18 protein-coding genes are annotated in these 20522 nt (G+C 75.2%); 6 read left to right on the top strand and 12 right to left on the bottom strand.

Going from position 1 to position 20522, the window contains the following annotated elements:
- Window positions 1–164: 164 nt before the first annotated feature.
- From C2142_RS20795 to C2142_RS20765, 7 genes are all read right to left on the bottom strand, one after another.
- Complete coding sequence (locus C2142_RS20795) at window positions 165–2318, bottom strand: hypothetical protein (RefSeq protein ID WP_148644054.1); 2154 nt, start codon at window positions 2316–2318, stop codon at window positions 165–167.
- Between the two features lie 95 nt (window positions 2319–2413).
- A complete protein-coding gene (locus tag C2142_RS20790) occupies window positions 2414–4147 on the bottom strand; it encodes a hypothetical protein (protein ID WP_148644053.1) in 1734 nt (577 codons plus the stop codon).
- 17 nt (window positions 4148–4164) lie between these two features.
- Window positions 4165–4590, bottom strand: a complete 426-nt coding sequence (locus C2142_RS20785; protein ID WP_148644052.1) for an RNase adapter RapZ — start codon at window positions 4588–4590, stop codon at window positions 4165–4167.
- A 48-nt stretch (window positions 4591–4638) separates the two neighbouring features.
- A complete protein-coding gene (locus C2142_RS20780; protein ID WP_148644051.1) occupies window positions 4639–5013 on the bottom strand; it encodes an RRQRL motif-containing zinc-binding protein in 375 nt (124 codons plus the stop codon).
- On the bottom strand, window positions 5010–6086 hold the full coding sequence (locus C2142_RS40130; RefSeq protein WP_241002696.1) for a hypothetical protein: 1077 nt from the start codon (window positions 6084–6086) through the stop codon (window positions 5010–5012). The genes C2142_RS20780 and C2142_RS40130 overlap by 4 nt, the downstream gene beginning before the upstream one ends.
- Entirely contained in the window at window positions 6083–6457 is a 375-nt protein-coding gene (locus tag C2142_RS20770; protein WP_148644050.1) for a WhiB family transcriptional regulator, read from the bottom strand. The genes C2142_RS40130 and C2142_RS20770 overlap by 4 nt, the downstream gene beginning before the upstream one ends.
- Window positions 6454–6702, bottom strand: coding sequence for a hypothetical protein (locus tag C2142_RS20765; protein WP_148644049.1), 249 nt, complete (start codon window positions 6700–6702; stop codon window positions 6454–6456). The genes C2142_RS20770 and C2142_RS20765 overlap by 4 nt, the downstream gene beginning before the upstream one ends.
- 600 nt (window positions 6703–7302) lie before the next feature.
- Here C2142_RS20765 and C2142_RS20760 point away from each other — a divergent pair.
- The 3 genes from C2142_RS20760 to C2142_RS20750 all read left to right on the top strand — a co-directional run bounded on the left by C2142_RS20760 (window position 7303) and on the right by C2142_RS20750 (window position 9486).
- A complete protein-coding gene (locus C2142_RS20760) occupies window positions 7303–8091 on the top strand; it encodes a GntR family transcriptional regulator (protein ID WP_148644048.1) in 789 nt (262 codons plus the stop codon).
- A gap of 2 nt (window positions 8092–8093) precedes the next feature.
- On the top strand, window positions 8094–8846 hold the full coding sequence (locus C2142_RS20755) for a glycosyltransferase (protein WP_148644047.1): 753 nt from the start codon (window positions 8094–8096) through the stop codon (window positions 8844–8846).
- A gap of 364 nt (window positions 8847–9210) precedes the next feature.
- Complete coding sequence (locus C2142_RS20750; RefSeq protein ID WP_148644046.1) at window positions 9211–9486, top strand: hypothetical protein; 276 nt, start codon at window positions 9211–9213, stop codon at window positions 9484–9486.
- An 86-nt stretch (window positions 9487–9572) separates the two neighbouring features.
- Here the strand turns inward: C2142_RS20750 and C2142_RS41650 are convergent, their stop codons facing one another.
- Entirely contained in the window at window positions 9573–12389 is a 2817-nt protein-coding gene (locus tag C2142_RS41650; RefSeq protein WP_277347265.1) for a LuxR family transcriptional regulator, read from the bottom strand.
- A 155-nt stretch (window positions 12390–12544) separates the two neighbouring features.
- On the opposite strand from C2142_RS41650, the gene C2142_RS20740 reads away from it, so the two are divergent.
- From C2142_RS20740 to C2142_RS20730, 3 genes are all read left to right on the top strand, one after another.
- Window positions 12545–12985: a nuclear transport factor 2 family protein gene (locus C2142_RS20740; protein WP_148644045.1), complete on the top strand. Its 441-nt coding sequence runs from the start codon at window positions 12545–12547 to the stop codon at window positions 12983–12985.
- 122 nt (window positions 12986–13107) lie between these two features.
- Window positions 13108–14538: an MFS transporter gene (locus C2142_RS20735; RefSeq protein ID WP_148644044.1), complete on the top strand. Its 1431-nt coding sequence runs from the start codon at window positions 13108–13110 to the stop codon at window positions 14536–14538.
- 122 nt (window positions 14539–14660) lie between these two features.
- Window positions 14661–16697 carry a prolyl oligopeptidase family serine peptidase gene (locus C2142_RS20730; RefSeq protein WP_241002695.1) on the top strand — a complete coding sequence of 679 codons (2037 nt, stop codon included), beginning with the start codon at window positions 14661–14663 and terminating at the stop codon, window positions 16695–16697.
- Between the two features lie 64 nt (window positions 16698–16761).
- Here the strand turns inward: C2142_RS20730 and C2142_RS20725 are convergent, their stop codons facing one another.
- The 4 genes from C2142_RS20725 to C2142_RS20710 form a co-directional block, all read right to left on the bottom strand.
- Window positions 16762–17037, bottom strand: coding sequence for a hypothetical protein (locus C2142_RS20725; protein WP_148644043.1), 276 nt, complete (start codon window positions 17035–17037; stop codon window positions 16762–16764).
- Window positions 17038–17303: 266 nt separating this feature from the next.
- Window positions 17304–18089, bottom strand: a complete 786-nt coding sequence (locus C2142_RS20720) for an SURF1 family protein (RefSeq protein WP_148644042.1) — start codon at window positions 18087–18089, stop codon at window positions 17304–17306.
- Between the two features lie 116 nt (window positions 18090–18205).
- Window positions 18206–19609 (bottom strand): hypothetical protein, encoded by a 1404-nt coding sequence (locus C2142_RS20715; RefSeq protein WP_148644041.1) that lies wholly within the window; start codon window positions 19607–19609, stop codon window positions 18206–18208.
- Complete coding sequence (locus C2142_RS20710; RefSeq protein WP_148644040.1) at window positions 19602–20147, bottom strand: SigE family RNA polymerase sigma factor; 546 nt, start codon at window positions 20145–20147, stop codon at window positions 19602–19604. Before C2142_RS20710 ends, C2142_RS20715 begins: the two co-directional genes overlap by 8 nt.
- Window positions 20148–20522 lie beyond the last annotated feature (375 nt).

The raw sequence follows: 20522 nt of genomic DNA, 5'->3' as shown, positions 1-20522 counted from the left end.
CGTGGAGCTGTCGCCTAGGGCTGTCGCCCGTGCTGTCGTGTGAGCTGTCGCGCGACTGTCGTGACGACTGTCGCCCCGCAGGTCAGAGGGGGGTTTCGGGGCCTCTGGGCCTGGTTTCCCCTTCCTGCCCGGGCGGGGCGACAGCTCGGGCGACAGCGAAGTGGTCAGTCCTCGGCCGGGGGGTTCTGCGCGAACCGGCGGTGGACGTAGCGGGTCTTGTTTCCCTCACCGACGCGGACGGCCTCACCGGTCTCGGCCCACTCCTTGAGCCAGCCGTTGATGGTCTGCCGGGTGGTCCCGAAGTCGGGCTTCAGGACCCGTTCCATGGCGGAGGCGCCAGTGCCGTCGGGGCCGGCGTCGAGCAGCAGTTGGAGCGCGGCGTCCTTCGCGGCGGGTGTCTCGGGCGTGGTGGTCTCGCGGCCGGTGGTCCAGGTGGAGGGGTTCGACCAGTCGACGCCGGGCGGGGTGGGGTCGGGCTTGACGGCGTCGGGCAGGAGCCAGATGGATTCGAGGTCGTCGGGGCCGGCGGCCGGGGTGGTGGCGGGCTGGTCCCAGTGGGCGGTGGCCTTCCACCCGCCGACGGCGGCCTCACCCCGCCCCGGCCCGCCCGCCGGACCGGCGGCGGGCGAGGGTGTAGCCGCGGCCGCGACGGGGGCGGTGTCGGCGCTGGCCCACAGGTGGCCGCAGCGCTCGATCAGCCAGCGGTCGGTGTAGTCGGCGCCGGCAGCCTCCAGCGACGGGGCGTCCAGGCCCGGGCGCCGGTGGGAGGTGAGCGCGCTGATCTCCTCGATCATGTCGGGCGTGATGCGCCACTGCCGGCCCTTGGCGGGCTGCTTGCCCTCGGTTCCGACCAACACTGACCCCGGCCCCGAGAAGCTGTCCTCGGCGCGCAGGGCGCGCCAGCCGAAGAGGTGGCCCAGCTCGGAGTCCTCCAGGGCGCCGGTGGCGAGGCGGTTGGAGGCCATTTTGCGGACCAGTGGGTCGGGCATGACGTCCTGGGTGACGCGCAGGACGGAGATGACGGCGCGGATTGCCATGGCGCGGGCGATGCGGACGACCTCGGAGACGCCGGCGAGGACGGCGCGGGCCTCGCGGGTGGCGGCGGCCTCGGCGCCCTCGTCCATGACGATGACGATCTCCGGCACTGCCGGGGAGACGGGCAGCTTGTCGTCGTTGGCGTCGCGCATGGCGTCCTGGTAGGCGGCCTTGCGACGCTTGGCGATGCGGACGGCGGCGGCGAGCATGCGCTTGGCCTCTTCGGGGGTGGAGGCGACCCAGTCCACGCCCGGCACCGGGATGGTGGCGTCGGCCCAGCGGGAGCCGGGACGGCGGAGTTGGGCGTCGCGCCAGGCGTTGAGCCAGGGCAGGCCGATGCTCCCGCCGTTGAGGTCGATCACCCACACGAGCACGTCGTTCGTCTGGTCGAGGCGGGCGATCAGGGTGTGGAGCCAGTTCGTCTTGCCGGTCCCGGTGGGGCCGGTGACGATGGTGGACGCCTGCCGCAGGTCCATCTCCGCCCGCGCCCCGTCGGACAGCAGGGCGAGGGGGATCGGGTTGTTAACGGTGGTGGTCTCGGCCATCTCGCCCATGGGGAAGGGGAGTTCCTCGCCGGTGAGGTTGCGGGTGGTGACCTGGATGAGCACGCGGCGCCGGGAGATGCCGGGCATGGTCTGGAGGCCGCAGCCGTCGGGGAGGTCGAGGTCGGAGCCGAGGGCCTCGGTGCGGTCGGTGATGGCCCGCCGGGTGGTGCCGCCCTCGGGAAGCTCGATCTCCAGGGTGTAGCCGGCGCCGGAGGGCCAGTGCTTGATGCCGAGCACGGTGACGTCGACGTGGCAGACGCGCTTGATGCGGTCGGTCCATTCGGCGGCGAGCTGGCGGCGGGCGCCGATCAGCAGCAGGTGGTGGCGCTTGGCCTGCTCGACCTCCTCGTGGGCGGCGAACGCGACGCTCAGGGTGCCGGCGGCGATCCCGGCGACGGCCAGCGATCCGATCTCGGGCCACTGCCAGGGGCCGCCGTGGGCGAGGGCCCACGACGACCAGCCGCCGGCGGTCATCCAGCACGCGCCCCTGAACGCCAGCGTCGCGCTGGTCAGACGCTTGCGCAGGCCGGCGCCGAGGGTGCCGAGCGCCCCGGCGGCCCCGGCCGCGAGCGCCCAGCCGGCGGGCATGCCGCCGGCGTGGCCGAGGGCGGTGGTGGTCAGGGCGCCGGCGGTGGCGTTGAGGGTGCCGGACAGCGGGCCGTGTCCGGCCTTCCAGTCCACCCGGGACCGGGACGGCGCGGGGTTCTTCTTCTTCGGGGACTTCGGGGTGTCGGTCATGACGGGCGGCTCCAGCCGGAGTGCGGGCCGGGCCGCCCACGTGGTGTGGGCGGCCCGGCGGGACGTCGTTGGTGCTGGGGTGGGTTGGCGGTGGGTCAGACGTTCCACTTCCGCTCGGCCTCCAGGCCGTTGCGCGGGTTTTCGTGGCGCTCCAGGTCCTCGGCGTGGGCCTTGCGGAAGGTGGCGCCGACCTCTTCCAGGGCCTGGACGACCTTGCCCATGGCGCGGTAGCCCTCGGCGATCTCCTCCGGGACGACCGGGTCCAGCGGCAGCTGCTCGGCGCCCTTCTCCGCGAGCACGCGCAGCACGTCCTGGATGGTGGCGAAGGCGACGGGGAGGTCGTCGGCGAGGGCCTGGAACTCGATCATGTTCTCGGGGTCGAAGGTGGTCGCGGCCTGCAAGAGGACGTCGGCGGCGGAGGAGAGGCTGAAGGTGGCGGCGGTGCCGTCGAGGTCGGTCACGGTGGTGGGCTCCTTCACGGTGGGCTTGCCGAGGGTGATCGGGTCGGCGGTGCGGGTGCGGCCCGGGGCGGTGCCGATGCGGGCGAAGAGGCTGGCCGTGTCGACGGTCCACGCACCGACACCGCCGACGGCTGCCGGGGTCGGGCTGGGGCGGCCGGGGACGTTGACGCTCTGCGCGGGGACCGGCACCGCGGGCAGCGGGCCCCCGGCCTGGCCGGCGGTCGGTGCGGTCGTGGCGGGGGTGGTGGTGCCGCGGATCGCGGCGTCCCTCGCGGCCCGCACGGCGCGGGCGCGGGCGGCCATCCGGGTCCAGGTGCGGCGCATGTGGCCGGCGACTTTGCCCTTGTGGCGCCAGTTGCCTACCGCCGCCGACGCGAGACCGACCAGGCCGGTCGCGGCCACGGCGCCGGCCATCCGGGCCCGGTGGCGCATCGCGGAGCGGCGCAGGGCCTTCGCCTGCACCGGCGACACGCCCCCACGGCCCAGGGACGCCGCGGCGGGGCTCTTGGAGACGGCCCCGGCGCCGGTGGCGGGGTCGATCCCGGCCGCTCGTTCGGCCTTGGCCTGGCCCTTCGCGACCCGCCGGGCCGTACGCTCGGCGACCTTCGCCAACCGCTCGTCCCTGCGCGCGGCCCGGCCGGCGCCCACCGGATCGGCGGCGGCCCCGGCCGCGCCGGAGCGGTGCGCGCCAGCGGCCTTGGCCAGGGTGTGGGCGGCGCCGGACGCCACCCGGTGTCGCAGCCCGTTCCCGGACCGGCCGGCATTCCCGGGGCGGCTGTTCGGCGTTCCGGGGGCGGAAGTGCCGCCGGACGCTCCGGCGGCACTGCGGTGAGTGGTCGGGGACGGTGTGGTGGCCGGTCGGCCCATGGAGGACGGTCCTTTCCGAGGCGCGGCGGACTGGGCGGGGACGGACGCGGACCGATGGAGCGTGCCGCCGCCGCGGGCGCCCGCAGCCCCGTAGCGGCCCTGCGCGGAGCCGGAGGTGGAGCCACCGGCCTGCGGCGTGGTGCGGCGGCCGGCAGCCGGGGTGAAGACACCACCCGCCCCCGCACGCTGGGCGGTGACGGCCCGTCGTACCGCGGCGTTCGGGGTGCGCTGGCGGGCGGTGCGGACCCGGCGGGCCAGACCGCCGACCGCGACAACACCCGCCGCCGTACCGGCCACGGCCAGGGTGGCCGGGCCACCGAGGGACAGGGCCCCGGCGCCGAGGCCGCCGAGCGCGTTCGCCACGGCCACCGCCAGCGGCACACCGGGCACCGCCCCGGCCGGCGGGGCCGCGGGCGCCGCCGGGGCGGTGGCCGTGGCGGGCGGTTGGGTCTGGGGAGCGGGAACGACCTCGACCAGGGCCGGGGCAGGGGATTCGGACACGACGGTGCCTCCCGTCTTCACTGCCGGGCCGGGGCGACGGCATCGCCGGTGGCGGTGCGCTCGACCACGGGCTTGGCCAGGTCGCGGTGGGTGAGGGTGACCCGGGTGCCGGTCTTGCCCAGGCGCCGGGCCAGCACCTGGGCGACCGTGGCGGCGCGGTGGCGGCCGCCCGCGCACCCGACGGCGACGGTCAGCGGTGCCTCGGTGGGGCCGGCGTCGAACGCGTCGACCAGCAGCGCGGTGGAGGTGATCAGCTCCCGGATGCCCGGGGTGGCCATCACCGCCTGGCGCACGGGCAGGTCGTGGGCGTTCATGTAGCGCAGGGCCGGGCGGACGTGCGGGTCCAGGAAGTGCCGGCGCAGGTCGAGCACGAGGTGCGCGCCCGCGGGCGGGGCGCCGTGCAGGTAGCCGAACGAGACGACGTTGATCTCGGTCAGGGCCATGACATGGTCTCCCTTGCGGAAGGGGTAGCGGTGCAGGTCGGGAGGGGTTCAGGCCGCGAGGGCGGCGCCGTCCGCGCAGGGAAGGCAGGTGCCGAGGTGCGCGGGCAGCACGTAGCCGGCGACCCGGCCGCAGGCGCGGCAGGTGCGGCGGGCGGCGTTGGCCTTGGCGAGGGCGGCGGCCCTCGCCTCGGTCATGGGCCGGACGGGCTTGGCGTGGTCGAGCCGGTACAGGTAGGCGGGGCGGGTGCCGCCGAAGCGGGAGCGCCACATGACCTGCCCGGCGACAGGCTGCCCGCCGGGACGCAGACCGCGGGCACGGAGCTGGCGGCGGGTGAAGAGACCACACGGCGCCATGCGCCACGGATAGGTGGGGGTGCCGCCGTGGTGGCGGCCCTCCGGGTCCCAGTGCCGGGGCCCGCTCACGCGGCCACCCACTCACCGTCGGCGGCGTGGTCCTCGGCCAGCCGCTTGTAGACGCGGCTGACGTAGGACGGTGCGCGGGTGGAACGCCGGGCCGCTTCGCGCTGGGAGATCCCGTCGCGCCAGCACTGCTCGATCACAGCGGCGGCGGCCGTCTCGTCCAGCCGCACCGCCTCCGGCTCCTCCTCGTTCTCGGCGCCGGGCGGGCCGGTGAACGGGCCGGCAGATGCGTCGTGGTCGGCGGTGTTCACCGGGGTGTCGGACGTGTTCACCGCGGGCAACCCGGTGAGCGCGTCGGTGTACACCGGCCCGGCGTCGGCACCGCCGAAGGCGTCCGGGGTGACGTCGAGGGGGGCTGCGGCCGGCTCCTCAGGAGATGAGGTGTTCACCGGGCGAGCGGGGGTGAGCACCGCCCCGGCGGGTGGCGTGTTCACCGGACCCTCCGGCGGCGCCAGGACCGCTGCCGCAGCAGCCGGGACCGGTACCGACGGGATGCCCGGGGCGGACTGCGGGGCGGGGGTGAACGGGGTCGGCGGGAGGGTGAACAGCGGGGTGTTCACCGCTTCCCGGGCGGCCCGCGGGATGGGTGCGGGCCGGTTGCGCAGCGGCGGCCGGGTCCGGCGGGCGAGGCGGGCCAGGGCCCGGCGGTAGGCCGGTCCGGCCTCCGCGACCAGCAGCAACAGCAGCGGCGGGATCAGGTGGACCACTACCCCGACCAGGTCTTTTGCCAGGGCGGCGGCTCCGATGTTGAGCCAGACCGTGGCCAGGCCGGTGACCCAGCGGAAGGCGGCCGGCCAGCGTCCGCCGCTCACGCCGTAGCGGGCGAGGGTGCTGTCCGACTGAAGGCTGAGGATGAAGCAGCCGTCGGTGGCCATGGCCATCACCGGGCCGGTGCCGAACCCCGGTGAATGGGCGTCGATGAACGGTGCGGCGGTGGACATGCTCACCGCGACCACCGCCCCCGTCAGCACCCACGTCCCGAGGGAGATGACGGCCGACGTGCGGCGGATCTGGGCCGGGGTGGGCACCTCGGTGAACACCCGGTGTTCACCCTCGCCGGAGCGGTGAGCGCTCACCCGGCACCCCCGGCGTTCACCCGGGCCCGCAGGCGGCTCATGCGGCGGCCGAGCCGGCGCCGGTCGTCGGCGTTCAGGCCGCCGAAGATGCCGTGCGGCTCGTTCCGCTCCAGCGCCTGGGCCAGGCACATCAGCCGGACCGGGCACCCGGCGCAGATCATCCGCGCCCGCCGCTCGGCCCACTCCGCGGCATCGGTCCCGATCTCGTCGGGGTCCGGGAAGAACAGCTCGGTGTCGGCACCGACGCACGCGGCGCCGGGCAGGCCACCGTCCGGCGCCGGGACGAACTCGGCGAGCACCGCGGCGGCCGGGCGGGCGGCCCGGTGCGGGGCACGAGTGCCGGTCAGGTGGAGCGTGCGGCGGCCGGTCATGCGGCGGCCCTCCAGGTCTGCACCCGGCGGCGCTCGGCCGTGCGCATCAGCGCGGAGGCGAAGCGGGCGGCCGGCGGGTCCAGGTCCCGCAGGATGTCCCGCGCGGCGTCGAGCCGGGCCCGCCGCTCCTCGGTGGTCTCCGTCTCGGTGCCGGTGAACAGCTCGGCGTCGATGCCGAAGCCGAAGGCGAGTTCCGCGAACTCGTCCGGCGTCGCGGCGTCCTGGCCTGCGACAATCAGTTTCATGGGTCGGTGTCCTTCACTCGGACGGCCCTGAGCGGCTCCGGTGTTGCAGCACCGGAGCCGCAGCCGTAATGGCGGATCGGACGCTCGACGAGCGGCCGCGAAACCCGACGTGCCGCACCACCACAAGCGGGCGGAACGGCACGTCGGAAGTCGTGAACGCTGGTGGAGCAGCCTCACCGGCCGGCAATGGCCCGGCAAGGCGACCTATGTCTCTTGCGGTCGATCGGCTTCATCGGGACACCTCCTTCGGTCGGGCGGGCAAGGGATTCGCACTGCAAGGGGGGCCACGCCCCCACTCTCCGGCCGTTGCTCGCGGTCACCGGGCCACCTCGCCAGTCAGGGCCGAAGCCCCTGTCCCCTGGCCTTTGCGGAGATTGCAGCGTCCTCCGCCTCAGCTCACAGATGACCCTTGGGGCGCTGCTACGGCGCCCTTCAGGTGCATCTGTGCAGGTCAAGCAAGCCCTAAAGTCATGTTGAGGTCTTGTCCTCAACTCCTCTTTAGGAGCTGCGAATGACTATGACGGGTTCTCAGGAAGTCGTCAACTCCTCTTGAGGACTTATCCTGGGCGAGTCACACACCGAGGGACGGCGGAGGCCACCATGGCGAAGGTGTACGAGCGCATCGCAGACGCGCTGCGGGAAGAGATCCGCGCAGGTCAGCGCAAGCCTGGCGAGAGGCTTCCGGCCGAGACGGCGCTAGCCGATCAGTACGGAACGAGCGTGCCAACAGTGCGGCAGGCGGTCGGCGTCCTGGAGGCTGAAGGCCTGGTCGAGAAGCAGCACGGTCGGGGGACGTTCGTCCGGAAGGAGCCGACCAAGGTCGTCCGGGACGGGGCGCGTCACCAGTGGGAGAAGGACCGGGCGCGCCAGCCCGAATCCGTGCGGGTCAAGACGGGAGCGACCGAGCGCGACACCGGTCTGACCATTGACGACTTGGTCTTCGAGGCCAAGTACGCGCAAGTGCCGGCAACAGAGGAGCTTGCGAACGAGTTCGGCGTGCCCGAGGGCACGATGCTGCTTCGCAGGACGTACCGAACCCGGAACCGGGAGGAACGAACGCCACTCAACCGCGCGGAGTCCTACCTGGTACTCGACATGGTCGCCGGCAACCCTGACCTGCTGCGTGACGATCAGGAGCCGTGGCCCGGAGGGACCCAAAACCAGCTTTGGACGGTGGGAATCGAGCTGGATCGGATCGTGGAGACGTTCCGGGCCCGGCCGCCCACGCCGGAGGAGGCCGAGGATCTGGGCCTGCCGGTTGGCGTGTCGGTGATCATCTGCCGAAAGGTCAGCGTCGACATCAACGACCGGGTAGTCGAGGTGTCCGACGTCGTCCTTCCGGGCGATCGAACCGAGCTGACCTTCACGAGCAAGCTGACAAGGTGGTGAGCATGACCAACATCGTGACCGTCATTACGGCGGTGCATGGACCGTCGGCGCCGTTCCTGACCGATGCCTACAAGTCGCTTGTCGACCAGCAGCTTCCCGACGGATGGGGCTGGCAGTGGGTGATCCAGGAGGACGGGGAGACGGACGCGGTGGCACCGCACGTCCCCGACGACTCTCGGATCAGCTTCGGCCAGGGCCGCCACGGGCGCGCCGGCGTGGCCCGAACTCTCGCGCTGTCGCGGGCCGAAGGCGACTTCGTCAAAGTCCTGGACGCCGACGACATGCTGACCCCGGGCACCCTGGCCCGCGATCTGGCCGCACTGAACAAGCCAGGCATCTGCTGGAGCACGTCCCGCGTGCTCGACCTTCTGCCGGACGGCTCCACCGTCGGGTTCGACCAGGACCCGCCGGAAGGCTCGATTGAGCGCGGCGCCGTGCTGGAGCACTGGAAGGCCCATGACTTCCGCGCCCAGGTGCACCCCGCAACGCTGTGCGTCCGGCGGGACCTGCTTCTGGCACTCGGCGGTTGGATGGCACTCCCCGCATCCGAGGACACGGGCCTTCTGCTCGCCCTGAACGCGGTGAGCCGGGGGTGGTTCAGCGCCGAGACAGGCCTTCTGTACCGCAAGTGGCCCGGACAGAGCACCAGCCAGGCCGCGCACGTGCACGAGGGTGAGCGGTCGGCGCGCATGGCCGTCGTCGAGGCACGGGCACGGGCACTGTCCGCGCTCGAAGGGTGGCGAGTCAACAACTGACTCCGCTCTCGGCCGCGCACTGGGAGCCGCTGGGAGAAGCCTGGGAGAAGATCTTGAGATTCATCCCGCGCAAAGCCCAGGGCGACCAACGGAACCCGACGCTTTGACCTGCACGTTCGCACATCTGCGCAGGTTGGCCGCCGCCCCGGCCCTCATTCGGGACGAAGAGGCCGTGGGTTCAAATCCCGCCACCCCGACCCAGTAGTACAGAGGCCCTATCGGAGAGATCCGGTAGGGCCTCTGACGTATGCGCAAACGCGAAAGCCCGTTGCCGTGGCCTCGGCCCCCGGGGCCGGGCTGACGGCCCGCCAGGGCGGGCAGGGCGGGGCCGCCGATGGCGTGTGAGCGGGGCCACCCTGCGGATGTGCCCGCGGGTTCCCCCGTCGAAACGGCCGGCGACGAGGTGGCCGGTTTCACCGCCGAGCGGGGCATCGCCTTCCTGCCGTTCCTCCCGATCGCCGTCGGTGGTCACGCCGGCGCGGACGGCCCGGTCGCCGAGGTCGCCCGTGTGATCGGCGCCACCCCGGCCCGGACGGCGCAGGTGTGGCTGCTGCACCGCTCGCCCGACGTCCTGCCCCTCCCGGGGACCGGCTCGGCAGGCGCCTGGCGGAGAACGTGGGCACTTCGGGGATCAGCCTGACGGACGGGCAGTACGCCCGCGCCGACGGCATCGCGGCGGCGGCCGGCGAGCGACCCGACGCCCTGGCCGGACCGGCCCGGCGGAGGTCAGAACAGCGCCGGGAGGTCCGTCCGGGAGGCGATTCCGAGCTTCGGGTAGGCCTTGTAGAGGTGGTGGCCGACGGTGCGGGGGCTGAGGAAGAGCTGGGCGGCGATGTCGCGGTTGGTGAGGCCCTGGGCGGCGAGCCGGGCGATCTGGAGCTCCTGCGGGGTGAGCGCCGTGAGCGCGCCCGCGGGGGCGTCGGCCGGGGCGGGGGCGCTGGCGCCGGTGGCAGTGAGTTCGGTACGGGCGCGGTCGGCCCAGGGGCGGGCGCCGAGGCGTTCGAAGGTCTCCAGGGCGGCGCGCAGGTGGGGGCGGGCGTCGGTGCGGCGGCGTTCGCGGCGCAGCCACTCGCCGTAGAGCAGCCCGGTGCGGGCCTGCTCGAAGGGGCGGTGGGTGCCGTCGTGGAGGCCGAGGGCGGCGCGGTAGGCGGACTCGGCGAGTTCGTCCGAGCCGAGCAGGGCCTGGCAGCGCAGCCTCAGCGCCTCGGCCCACGGCACGGCGGCGGCGCCGGCCCAGCGGGCGAACCGCTCGTACGGTTCGGCGGCGCACTCGGGGGCGCCGAGGCGGACGGCGGCCTCGACCAGGTCGGGGACGGCCCGGGTGCCGCTGACGTGGTGCCGGTAGGGACCGGTGGTGAGGCCCTGGAGCCGGTCGGCGGCGTCGCCGGCCCGGCCGTGGCCGAGGTCGAGCAGGGCGAGCGCCCACTGGGCCCACGGTTCGCCGGGGGCCGCGGCCGCGGAGCCGGCCGTACCGCCGCCCGGCGTGCTCGTGGTCAGCGCCGTCGCCGTCCGGGCCGTCGCGGTGAGCGCCGCGACCTGGTCCGCGTCGCCGGCGAGCGCGGCCAGGCAGGCGAGCAGGGCGCTGAGCTGGCTGACCCACTGGTGCTGCCCGGTGTCGCGGGCGAGGGCGAGCGCCTCGGTGGCGGTGACCTCGGCGTCGCGGTGGCGTCCGTGGAACAGCTCCGCCTCGGCGGCGAAGAACTGGAGCGTGGGCAGCACGCCGACGACGCCCTTGGCGCGGGCCTCGGCGACGAGTTCGGCGGCGAGTTCGGCGGTCTCGGCGTCCCGGCCGAGGATCAGCGTCGCCCCGCACAGCTGGACCAGGTCGCCCGGGGTTTCGGCGCCCGCCCGGCGGGCCGCCGCCGCCGTGTCCCGGGCGGCCGGCAGCGGCCCGGCGGGGCGGCCGAGGGCGGGCAGCACGGCGGCGGGAAGGTGCCGGGCCAGCGGGGTGAGCGGGTCGTCCTCCGGCAGTTCGGCCAGGACCGCGGCCAGCCGGTCGAGGACGGCGACCACCGGCTCCTCGCCCGCGTACCAGGCGGCGTGGAACGCCTGGAAGAGCATCCGGGCGGCGTGCGACGGCTCGATGCCGGTGCCGGCCGCATCGAGCAGCAGCCGGTAGGCGGTGGGGTAGGAGCCACGCCAGAAGTGTGCGGTGGCCCGGACGTGGTCGAGCAGCGCATGGGCCAGGGCGTCGTCGGTGCGCGCGCCGGCCCGTTCGGCGAGCGCCTCGGCCTGTTCCAACTTGCCTTCCTCAGTGGCGGCTTCGGCGGCCAGAACGAGGCGGCGGGTGGCGCCGTCGCGGTCGGGGGTGAGGCGCGCGGCGCGTTCGTACGCGGCGGCGGCGCCGCCGTGGCCGCCGCGGGCCTCGGCGCGGACGGCGGTGCGTTCCAGCGCGTCGGCGAGTTCGGCATCGGGGGCGGTGGCGGCGAGGGCCAGGTGCCAGGTGCGGCGGTCGCCGTCCTCCAGCGCCTCGCCGATGACCCGATGAACCGTCAGTTTCTGCTGTAGCGGTGCACGTTGGAGGATGGCGGCCCGCAGCAGGGGGTGCCGGAAGACGAGCCGACGGTCCGCGTCGACGTGGACCAGGCCCGACTCTTCGGCCGGGGCGAGGTGTTCGGCGGTCACGCCGAGGGCGGCGGCGGCCGCGAGGACGACGGCGAGGTCCCCGTTCTCCTCGGCCGCGGCGACCAGCAGCAGGTTCTGGGTGGCCGGCGGAAGGCCGGTGACCTGGCCATGGAAGGCGATCTGCAGACGACTGGTGAGCGGCAGTACACCGGGCGCGGCGGCGGCGTCCCCGACGGCGGACTCCCCCGCAGCGACGGGCAGTTCGGTGAGCGCCAGCGGGTTGCCGGCGGCCTCGGCGAGCAGCCGGCGGCGGACTCCGCCGGTGAGCTCCACCGCCGTTCGGGCATCCAGGAGTCGGGCGGCGGCCGACTCGGGCAGACCGGCCAGCCGGAGCTCGGGAAGACCCGCCAGCGGCAGGCCGTCCGCAGCACCACCGGCCGCCCCGGCACCCCCCGCGCCCGCATCCCGGACGGCGAGCACCAGGGCGACACCCTCCGCCTGGAGCCGGCGGGCGGCGAGCAGCAGTGCGTCCAGCGAGGCCCGGTCCAGCCACTGGACATCGTCGACGAGGCACAACAACGGTTGTTCAGCGGCGAGTTCGGCGAGAAGTCCGAGAGTGGCCAGCCCGGTCAGCAGCCGGTCGCCGGGCGCGCCGGCCGGCGCCGCGTCCTCACCGAGTCCGAACGCGCCTTCCAGGGAGCGCCGTTGCGGGCCGGGCAGCGCGGAGAGCCGGTCCAGGCCGGGTGCGAGCAGCAGACTCAGCCCGGCGAACGGGAGTTCGGCCTCGTACTCGACCCCCGTCGCCCGGACCACCCGGAACGCCTCGCCGGCCGCCGCCACCGCGTACTCCAGCAGCGCCGTCTTGCCGATCCCGGGCTCGCCGCGCAGCACCAGCACCCCGCTGCGGCCCGCCCTCGCCCCGTCGAGCAGCGCGTCGACGACGGCCTGCTCCTGTTCCCGCCCGTAGAGCATCCCCATCCCCCGACCCTACTGGCGCGGCCCGCCCACCCCGCACCGAGTGACGTACCCGCCCCTACCTATCCGTGACAGATTCGCCCGCCGCGCGCCGCCCGTACCTTCATGACCAGCGGGAACGACCCGCCAAACAGCCAAGCGGCACACGGGAGAAGAGCATGACGAACCTCCAGCAGACCGACGCCCGACAGGCCGGCACCCAGGCGGCCGACGCCCGGCCCGCCGACCTCCGGCAGCCCGCCGACCTCCAGCAGCTCGCCGAGCGCTACCTCGCCGTCTGGAACGAGACCGACCCGGCCGCCCGCCGCAAGCTGATCGACCAGGCGTGGGCCGAGGACGGCAGCTACACCGACCCGCTGGCCGCGGTCACCGGCCGGGACGGCGTGGACGCGCTGATCGGCGCGGCCCAGGCGCAGTTCCCGGGCCTGGAGTTCACCCTGGGTGCGGTCGACGCGCACCACGACATCGCCCGGTTCACCTGGAACCTCGGGCCGGCCGGCGAGGAGCCGCTGGTGATCGGGTTCGACGTGCTGGTGGCCGGCCCGGACGGCCGGATCGCCTCGGTGTACGGCTTCCTGGACCGCGTCCCGGGCGCCTGAGCCGCCGCGCCCGGCGCCGCCGGAGCGACCGACCGCCCCACCCCGCACCACCGAACCGCACGGGCGGGCCCGCGACCGGGCCCGCCCCGCCGACCCCGCCGACCCCGCGAGGAGCACCCGCGATGAGCACCGCCCTGCCCACCCGCACGGCCGCCCCCGAGGCCCGGCAGGCCCCCACCGGGGCCGGTTCCTCCACCCGGGGCCTGCTGCCGGTCGTCCTGACCGCCACCTTCATGACCGCCCTCGACGTCTTCGTCGTCAACGTCGCCGTCCCCTCCGTCCAGGCCGACCTGGGCGCCGGCCCCGCGGCCGTCCAGTGGGTGATCGCCGGCTTCAGCCTGGCCCTCGCGGCCGGCCTGGTCACCGCCGGGCGGCTCGGCGACCGGTACGGCCGGCGCCGGGTGTTCGCCCTCGGTCTGGCCCTGTTCACGCTCGCCTCGGCCGGCTGCGGCCTGGCCCCCACCGCAGCCGCGCTGGTCGGCGCACGGGTCGCGCAGGGCCTGGCGGCGGCGCTGATGGGGCCGCAGGTGCTGGCGATCCTGCGGACGGCGTTCAGCGGTGCGGCGCAGGCCCGGGCGTTCGCGATGTACGGGCTGACGATGGGCGTCGGCGCGGTGTTCGGCCAGCTGATCGGCGGGGTGCTGATCCGGGCCGACCTCTTCGGGCTGGACTGGCGCAGCTGCTTCCTGATCAACCTGCCGGTCGGCCTGGCCGCCCTCGCGATGGTCCGCCGCTGCCTGCCGGAGTCCCGCGCGCCGCAGCGTCCCGGCCTGGACCCGGTGGGCGTGCTGCTGGTCACCGTCGCGCTGACCGGCCTGGTGCTGCCGCTGATCCAGGGCCGCGAGCAGGGCTGGCCACTCTGGACCTGGCTCTGCCTGGCGGGCTCCGTCGCGCTGCTCGCCGCCTTCGCCGTGCACCAGCACCGGACCAGCGCCACCGGCTCGCCGCTGGTCGACACCCGGCTGTTCCGGACCCGCTCGTTCGCCGCCGGACTGCTCGCCCAACTCGCCTTCTGGCTCGGCCAGTCGTCGTTCTTCCTGGTGCTCGCCCTGTACCTGCAGCCGGGCCGTGGCCTGGACGCGCTCGGAGCGGGCCTGGTCTTCACCGCGATCGGTGTCGGCTACCTGATCACCTCGACCACCGCGCACCGCGTCGCCGCCCGCCTCGGCCGCCAGGCGGTCGCGCTCGGCGGGCTGCTGATGGCCGCCGGGCTGGGGCTGCTCGGCCTCGCCGTGCACGCCGCCGGGGCGACCGGCAGCGTCTGGTGGCTGGCGCCGGGCCTGTTCGTGGACGGCCTCGGCATGGGCCTGGTGATCGCACCGGTCACCTCCGTGGTGCTGGCCGGGGTGGAGCCGCAGCTGGCCGGTTCGGCGGCGGGGGTGGTGGCCACCGTCCAGCAGGTCGCCGGCTCGCTCGGGATCGCGCTGATCGGCATCGTCTACTACGGCGCCGCCGACCCGGCCGCCGCCTTCGGCCGGAGCGTCGCGGTACTGGCGGTGCTGGAGCTGCTACTGGTGGGCCTGGTGCAGCTGCTGCCCCGCCGGGCGGCCTGAGCGCCGAAGGGTGCCAGCCGGGAGCACGGGGCCCGGGAAGGACGGGGAAGACGTGGGCGGGTGGGCCTCCAGGGCCCACCCGCCCGTTCCGTTCCGTCCCCCCGATCGGGTTGGATGGGTGGATGAGCGAGGAGAAGAGCGCCGTACCGGCGTGGGAGCAGCGGTTCAGGGCGGCCCGGGTTTCCCTCCCGGACTGGGCGGAGGACGCCCCCGACCGGGCGTTGTACGTGTCCAACGCGACCGGCACCTACGAGGTGTACGCCTGGGACCGCGCCGGCGACACCCACCGCCGGGTGACCGACCGCCCGAACGGCACCACCGACGCCGAGCTGTCCCCCGACGGCGCCTGGGTCTGGTGGTTCGACGACAACGACGGCGACGAGTTCGGCATCTGGCGCCGCCAGCCCTTCGCCGGCCGGGCGGACGGCCCCGGGGGTGCCGACGGCGCCGACGGAGCGGCCGGCCCCAACGAGGAGGCCGTCCCCGGCCTGGCCGCCTCCTACTCGGCGGGCCTCGCCCTCGGCCGGGACGGCACGGTGGTGGTCGGCCGCTCCACCGACGAGCACGGCACCACCCTGCACCTGCGCCGCCCCGGCGCGGCGGAGGCGGTGGAGATCTACCGGCACGAGGAGTACGGCGGCGTCGGCGACCTCAGCCACGACAGCACGCTGCTGGCCATCGACCACACCGAGCACGGCGACGCGATGCACTCGGCGATCCGGGTCGTCCGGCTCGCGGACGGCGCGACCGTCGCCGAGCTGGACGAGGTCACCGGCCACGACGAGCCGCGCGGGGTCGCCTGCCTCGGCTTCGCCCCCGTCGAGGGCGACACCCGGCTGCTGGTGGCCCACCAGCGCAGCGGCCGCTGGGAACCGGTGATCTGGGACGTCGCCACCGGCGCCGAGACCGCGCTGCCGCTCCGCGACGAGCAGGGCCGCGAGCTGCCCGGCGACGTCTCCGCGCAGTGGCGCCCGGGGGCCCGCGCGCTGCTGGTCGAGCACGAGTACGAGGCGCGCAGCGAGCTGTTCTCGTACTCGCTGGACGAGGCCCCGGGCGACGGCGGCCGCCTGACCCGCCTGGAGACCCCGCGCGGCACCGTCAGCGGTGCCACCCCCCGCCCGGACGGCACGGTGGAGTACCTCTGGTCCTCGGCCGCCGAGCCGTCGGCCGTCCGCTCCACCGCCGGCACGGTGGTGCTGCGGGCCCCGGGCACGGTCCCGCCCCGCTCGGTGCCGGTCGAGGACGTCTGGGTCGACGGGCCCGGCGGGCGGGTGCACGCACTGGTCCAGCGGCCGGCCGGGGCCGGCGACGGTCCGTTCCCGACCGTCTTCGAGATCCACGGCGGGCCGACCCACCACGACAGCGACTCCTTCGCCGCCGGCCCGGCCGCCTGGCTGGACCACGGCTTCGCGGTGGTCCGGGTCAACTACCGCGGTTCCACCGGCTACGGCCAGGCCTGGACGGACGCGCTGCGCGAGCGGGTCGGCCTGATCGAGCTGGAGGACATCGACGCGGTCCGCGCGTGGGCGGTGGCCGAGGGACTCGCCGATCCCGACCGGCTCGTCCTCAGCGGCGGCTCCTGGGGCGGTTACCTCACCCTGCTCGGTCTCGGCGTGCAGCCGGAGAACTGGGCGCTCGGCGTCGCCGCCGTCCCGGTCGCGGACTACCTGACCGCGTACGAGGACGAGATGGAGGCGCTGAAGTCGCTCGACCGCACGCTCTTCGGCGGCACGCCGCAGGAGGTGCCCGAGCGCTGGACGGCCTCCTCGCCGCTCACCTACGTCGACCGGGTGCGGGTGCCGGTCTACATCAGCGCCGGGGTCAACGACCCGCGCTGCCCGATCCGGCAGATCGAGAACTACGTCGAACGGCTGGAGCAGCTCGGCACGCCGCACGAGGTGTACCGGTACGACGCCGGACACGGCTCGCTCGTCGTCGAGGAGCGGATCAAGCAGCTGCGACTGGAGATCGACTTCGTCCGCCGCCACCTCGGTGCGAAGGCCGCCGCGAGCGGCGCCGCGCAGGCCGTCGGAGCGGGCGCCGCACAGAGCGTCGGAGCGGCCGCCGGAGAGGGCTCACAGGGCGCCGGGGAGAATCGGGCCGGGGTGGCGGCGGGAGCCGCGACCACGGACGGCGCGACCGACGGGGGGACCGGGTGAGACGTCTGCTGGCGATCGTGGGGGTCGGGGTGGCCGGGGCCCTGGTGCTCACCGGCTGCTCGGATCAGGACAGCAGCAGCGGAGCGGCCTGCCCGCCGACCGCCTCGCCGTCCACCCGGCCGACGTCCTCGGCCCCTGCTTCGCCGTCGGCCCCTGCTTCGGCCGCTGCCTCGGCCTCCGCCGCTGCTTCCGGGAAGGCGAGTGCCTCGGCGGGGAGCCTCGCCGTCCAGGCCGCCTTCCGCACGGCGGAGACCGGCGAGGGGGACGACGGGGTGGTCGTGCTCGCCAAGTCCGGGTCGAAGTCGTCCGGGTCGAAGTCGTCCGGCTCCAAGGGTTCCAAGAGCGGACGCAAGACGCGCCACCACACCGACTACGACTCGGACGACGACGACTACGGGAGCGGGAACGGCAACGGGAACGGGAGCCGGTGCAGCAACCCGCCGCCGAGCCCGACGGCCTCGACCACGCCTGCCCCGACCCCCTCGGCCTCGGCTCCGTCACCGGCCTCGACCCCGCCGCCGACCGCGCACGTGCCGGGCACCCCGGCCGTACCGTCCCGGCCGGTCGTACCGACGGCGAAGCCGACGCGCTGAGCCCCCGCGAGGGCTACTCCAGGACCGGGTCCAGCCCGAGGGCCCGGTCCTGTTCGGCCTCCGCCTCGCGGCGCACCAGGCGGAACCACATGAAGACGACGAAGCCGCCGAAGACGAACCACTCCAGCGTGTAGCCCAGGTTCTGGAACGCGCGCAGGGTGAGCCCGTCGCCGCCCTGCGGCTGCACGGTCGGTACCGGGGTCAGCCCGGCCGGAGCCGCGTCCGCGGACACCCAGCCGTCGTACCAGCCGTCGTAGGACAGCTTGTTGACCAGCGCGGCCTGGTTGATCGTGCCGAGCTGCCCGGCCGGGAGGCCGCCGGCCACCGCGCCGTTGCTGCCGCTGCTCTCGCCGGCCTGGAGCCGCCCGGTCACCGTGACCTCGCCGGCGGGTGCCGCGGCGGCTGCACCCTCAGCGGGTGCGCCCGGCGCCCAGCCGCGCACGACGGCGACGGTCCGGCCGTCGCCGGTGCGCAGCGGGGTGAGCACGTAGTAGCCCTGCTTGCCGTCCAGGACCCGGTTGGGGACGAGCAGTTGGTGTTCCTGGTCGAAGGTGCCGGACACCGTCACGGCCCGGCCGACGGTGTCGGTGGTGACCTGCGGCCGGTCGGCGCCGAGCAGTTCCCCGAGCGGCCTGGCCGAGCCGGCGTCGTCCACCGTCTTGCTGATCTCCTGGTGCGAGGAGACCTTGTCCTCGAACCGGCCGAGCTGCCAGGTGCCGAGCCAGACGCACACCGCCACGGCCGCAACGGCCAGCGCGGTGCCGCTCAGCCAGCGCGGAGTGAGGAGAAACCGGTACACACCCCCACGGTAACCACTCCTCACGCCCCTCCTGACCACAGGGGTCCGCCCACCGCGCGGGAGATCGGCCGTCCCGGCCTCCGGGCCCGCGCGGGCGCGCGCCTGCGCGGGCGGGCTCAGCCGGCCGACGGCGCCGTGGTCGGGGTCGGCGCGGGAGGAGGCGTGAGGGGCTGGGGTGCGGTGCGGTAGACGGTGCCCGCACAGGCGCCGGGCAGGACGGCCGTCGCGGTGAAGGGGCTGCCCGGGGCGGGGGTGTGGGCGAGGGTGACGGCGGGTGGCGGCGAGCTGGGGCCGGTGCTCGGGGTCGCCGTGGGGCTCGGGACCGTGGTCGGGACGGTCGTCGGCGTGGCGGACGCCGGGGGCGCCGCGCTGGGTGCCTCCGAGGACGCGGCCGCCGGTGCCGCGCCGCCGGAGCCTCCGGTGGCGGCGGCCTGGGCCCCCGAGGTGCCGCCCGGGGCGGGGGCGGCGGCGATGGCCGGCCCGCCCGGCCCGGCCGTGGCGCTGGGGGTCGGGCCGCCCGGGGCGGAGCACCCGACGGCGTCCGGTACCCAGCCGTAGTCCACCCGGTACCCGGCCCGCGGCACGAGCAGCAGGCCCTGCCCGGCCCCGTCCCCGCCGACCGCCCCACCGAGGAGTCCGCCCGCGGACCCGCCCGCCGCGGCACCCGGGCCCGGGCCCGGGGCGGGCAGGCCGGTCGCCGGGTCGCCGGCCGTGTGGTCGGTCACCCGGATCCGGCCGGCGTCCGTCCCGGTGACGGCGACGACCGAGACCGCTCCCGGCCCGCCGAGCCTGCACGCGTGCGCGGAGACGTTGAGCACCGTGAAGTACCCGTAGATCCGCCCGTCGGCGTCGGCCCTGCCGACCTGCGCGGTTCCTTGACCGAGGTCGCTGCGGGTGCAGAGCGGCACCAGCACCTCGCCGCCGCTGCTGGACGCGGTGGCGGGGGCGGGCAGGCCCGGCCCCGTGCCGGTTGTGGTCGCCCCGGGGCTGGGCGAGGCGCCGGCGGAGCCGGACGGGCCGCCGCCCGTGCCGGTGCCGCTGGTGCCGGAGTGCGGAGACTGGTTGGGGCCGATGGGGTCGTCGCCGGACTTGGTTCCGCCGACGGGGGCGGAGGCCGTCCCGCCGTGGGCGCCGGGCGAGCCGGGGCCGCCGGACAGGCCCAGGTGGTCGTCGTCGTGCAGGGCGGGCAGCGCGATGGCCACGGCGAGCGCCAGCGCGGCGGCTCCGGTCCAGGCCCCGCGCACGGCGGCGCGCCGTCGGGGTACCGCGTGGCGGATGCGGTGCAGGCCCGCGGGGTCGGGCTGGACCTCGGAGACCGCGCGCTGCATCAGCTCGCGGATCCGCCGTTCCTCCGCGTTCAGTCCGTCCCGGGTCAGCCCGTCCCTGGTCAGTCCGTCCCGGGTCAGTCCGTCCCTGTTCGGGCCTCCCGGGTGCGGCCCGCCCGGCTTGAGCCCGTCCCGGGGCGGCCCGCCCGGCCTCGGCCCGTTCGTACTGCCGGGGCCGCCCCTGTCGTCAGCCATGCCCGGCCTCCATCTGGACCCGCAGCGCGGCGAGCCCACGCGAGCCGTACGCCTTCACCGAACCGAGCGAGATGCCCAGGGTCTCCGCGACCTGCGCCTCCGTCATGTCCACGAAGTAACGCAGCACCAGAACCTCCCGCTGACGGCGTTGCAGACCCCGCAACGCGGCCTTCAACTGATCGCGCTCCAGCGCATCGTAGGCTCCTTCTTCTGCACTGGCCATGTCAGGCATGGGCTTCGGCAGCAGCCGCAGGCCGAGGATCCGGCGACGCAGCGTGGAGCGGGACAGGTTGACCACGGTCTGCCGCAGGTAGGCGAGCGTCTTCTCGGGCTCGCGGACCCGGCGCCGGGCCGCGTGCACCCGGATGAACGCCTCCTGGACCACGTCCTCGCAGGTCGAGAGGTCGTCCAGGAGCAACGCCGCCAGCCGCAGCAGGGAGCGGTAGTGGGCCTGGTAGGTCTCGGTGAGCAGGTCCTCGCTGGTGCCCGCGCTGGTACCGGCACCGGAGTCCGCCGGGCCGGGTGGGACCGCCTTCATCTGACTGTCTTCCGGCCTATCCGCAGGCCAATGGGCGCGCAGCGGGAACGTCACCGCGGCCGTTGCCGAGATGCCCGCCCCTGCCCTCACCATCACGTTCGCCACGCCCGTTGGACACTCGATCCCCTGTCATGGTTGCCCAGCCCGGGGGACATTCTCGCGCATGGGCCGGAGCGGCCTCCAGGGGATACGGCCGATTCCGCGATCGGCCCGACGGAGGGATCCGGATCCGTGTGCCCGGAACGTGGAGCACGGCGCCCGGAATGTGGACGGCGAGTGAAGCCCGTTCCGTGAGACGTGAAGCCCGTTCCGTGAGACGTGAGGCCCGGCCCGTGAGACGTGAGGCCCGGACAACGGACGGGACGTCACCCCCGG

It is taken from the genome of Streptomyces sp. CB01881 (assembly GCF_002953255.1).
Lineage (GTDB): Bacteria > Actinomycetota > Actinomycetes > Streptomycetales > Streptomycetaceae > Kitasatospora.
The sequence above is the reverse complement of the archived record's forward strand: the minus strand, read 5'-3'. Positions and strand labels throughout refer to the sequence as shown.

What these genes read in the sequence shown, in the direction of transcription:
- C2142_RS20795 (WP_148644054.1), bottom strand. Translation starts at nt 2,318, where the DNA reads ATGACCGACACCCCGAAGTCCCCGAAGAAGAAGAACCCCGCGCCGTCC.
- C2142_RS20785 (WP_148644052.1), bottom strand. Translation starts at nt 4,590, where the DNA reads ATGGCCCTGACCGAGATCAACGTCGTCTCGTTCGGCTACCTGCACGGC.
- C2142_RS20770 (WP_148644050.1), bottom strand. Translation starts at nt 6,457, where the DNA reads ATGACCGGCCGCCGCACGCTCCACCTGACCGGCACTCGTGCCCCGCAC.
- C2142_RS20765 (WP_148644049.1), bottom strand. Translation starts at nt 6,702, where the DNA reads ATGAAACTGATTGTCGCAGGCCAGGACGCCGCGACGCCGGACGAGTTC.
- C2142_RS20760 (WP_148644048.1), top strand. Translation starts at nt 7,303, where the DNA reads ATGGCGAAGGTGTACGAGCGCATCGCAGACGCGCTGCGGGAAGAGATC.
- C2142_RS20755 (WP_148644047.1), top strand. Translation starts at nt 8,094, where the DNA reads ATGACCAACATCGTGACCGTCATTACGGCGGTGCATGGACCGTCGGCG.
- C2142_RS41650 (WP_277347265.1), bottom strand. Translation starts at nt 12,389, where the DNA reads ATGGGGATGCTCTACGGGCGGGAACAGGAGCAGGCCGTCGTCGACGCG.
- C2142_RS20740 (WP_148644045.1), top strand. Translation starts at nt 12,545, where the DNA reads ATGACGAACCTCCAGCAGACCGACGCCCGACAGGCCGGCACCCAGGCG.
- C2142_RS20735 (WP_148644044.1), top strand. Translation starts at nt 13,108, where the DNA reads ATGAGCACCGCCCTGCCCACCCGCACGGCCGCCCCCGAGGCCCGGCAG.
- C2142_RS20730 (WP_241002695.1), top strand. Translation starts at nt 14,661, where the DNA reads ATGAGCGAGGAGAAGAGCGCCGTACCGGCGTGGGAGCAGCGGTTCAGG.
- C2142_RS20715 (WP_148644041.1), bottom strand. Translation starts at nt 19,609, where the DNA reads ATGGCTGACGACAGGGGCGGCCCCGGCAGTACGAACGGGCCGAGGCCG.
- C2142_RS20710 (WP_148644040.1), bottom strand. Translation starts at nt 20,147, where the DNA reads ATGAAGGCGGTCCCACCCGGCCCGGCGGACTCCGGTGCCGGTACCAGC.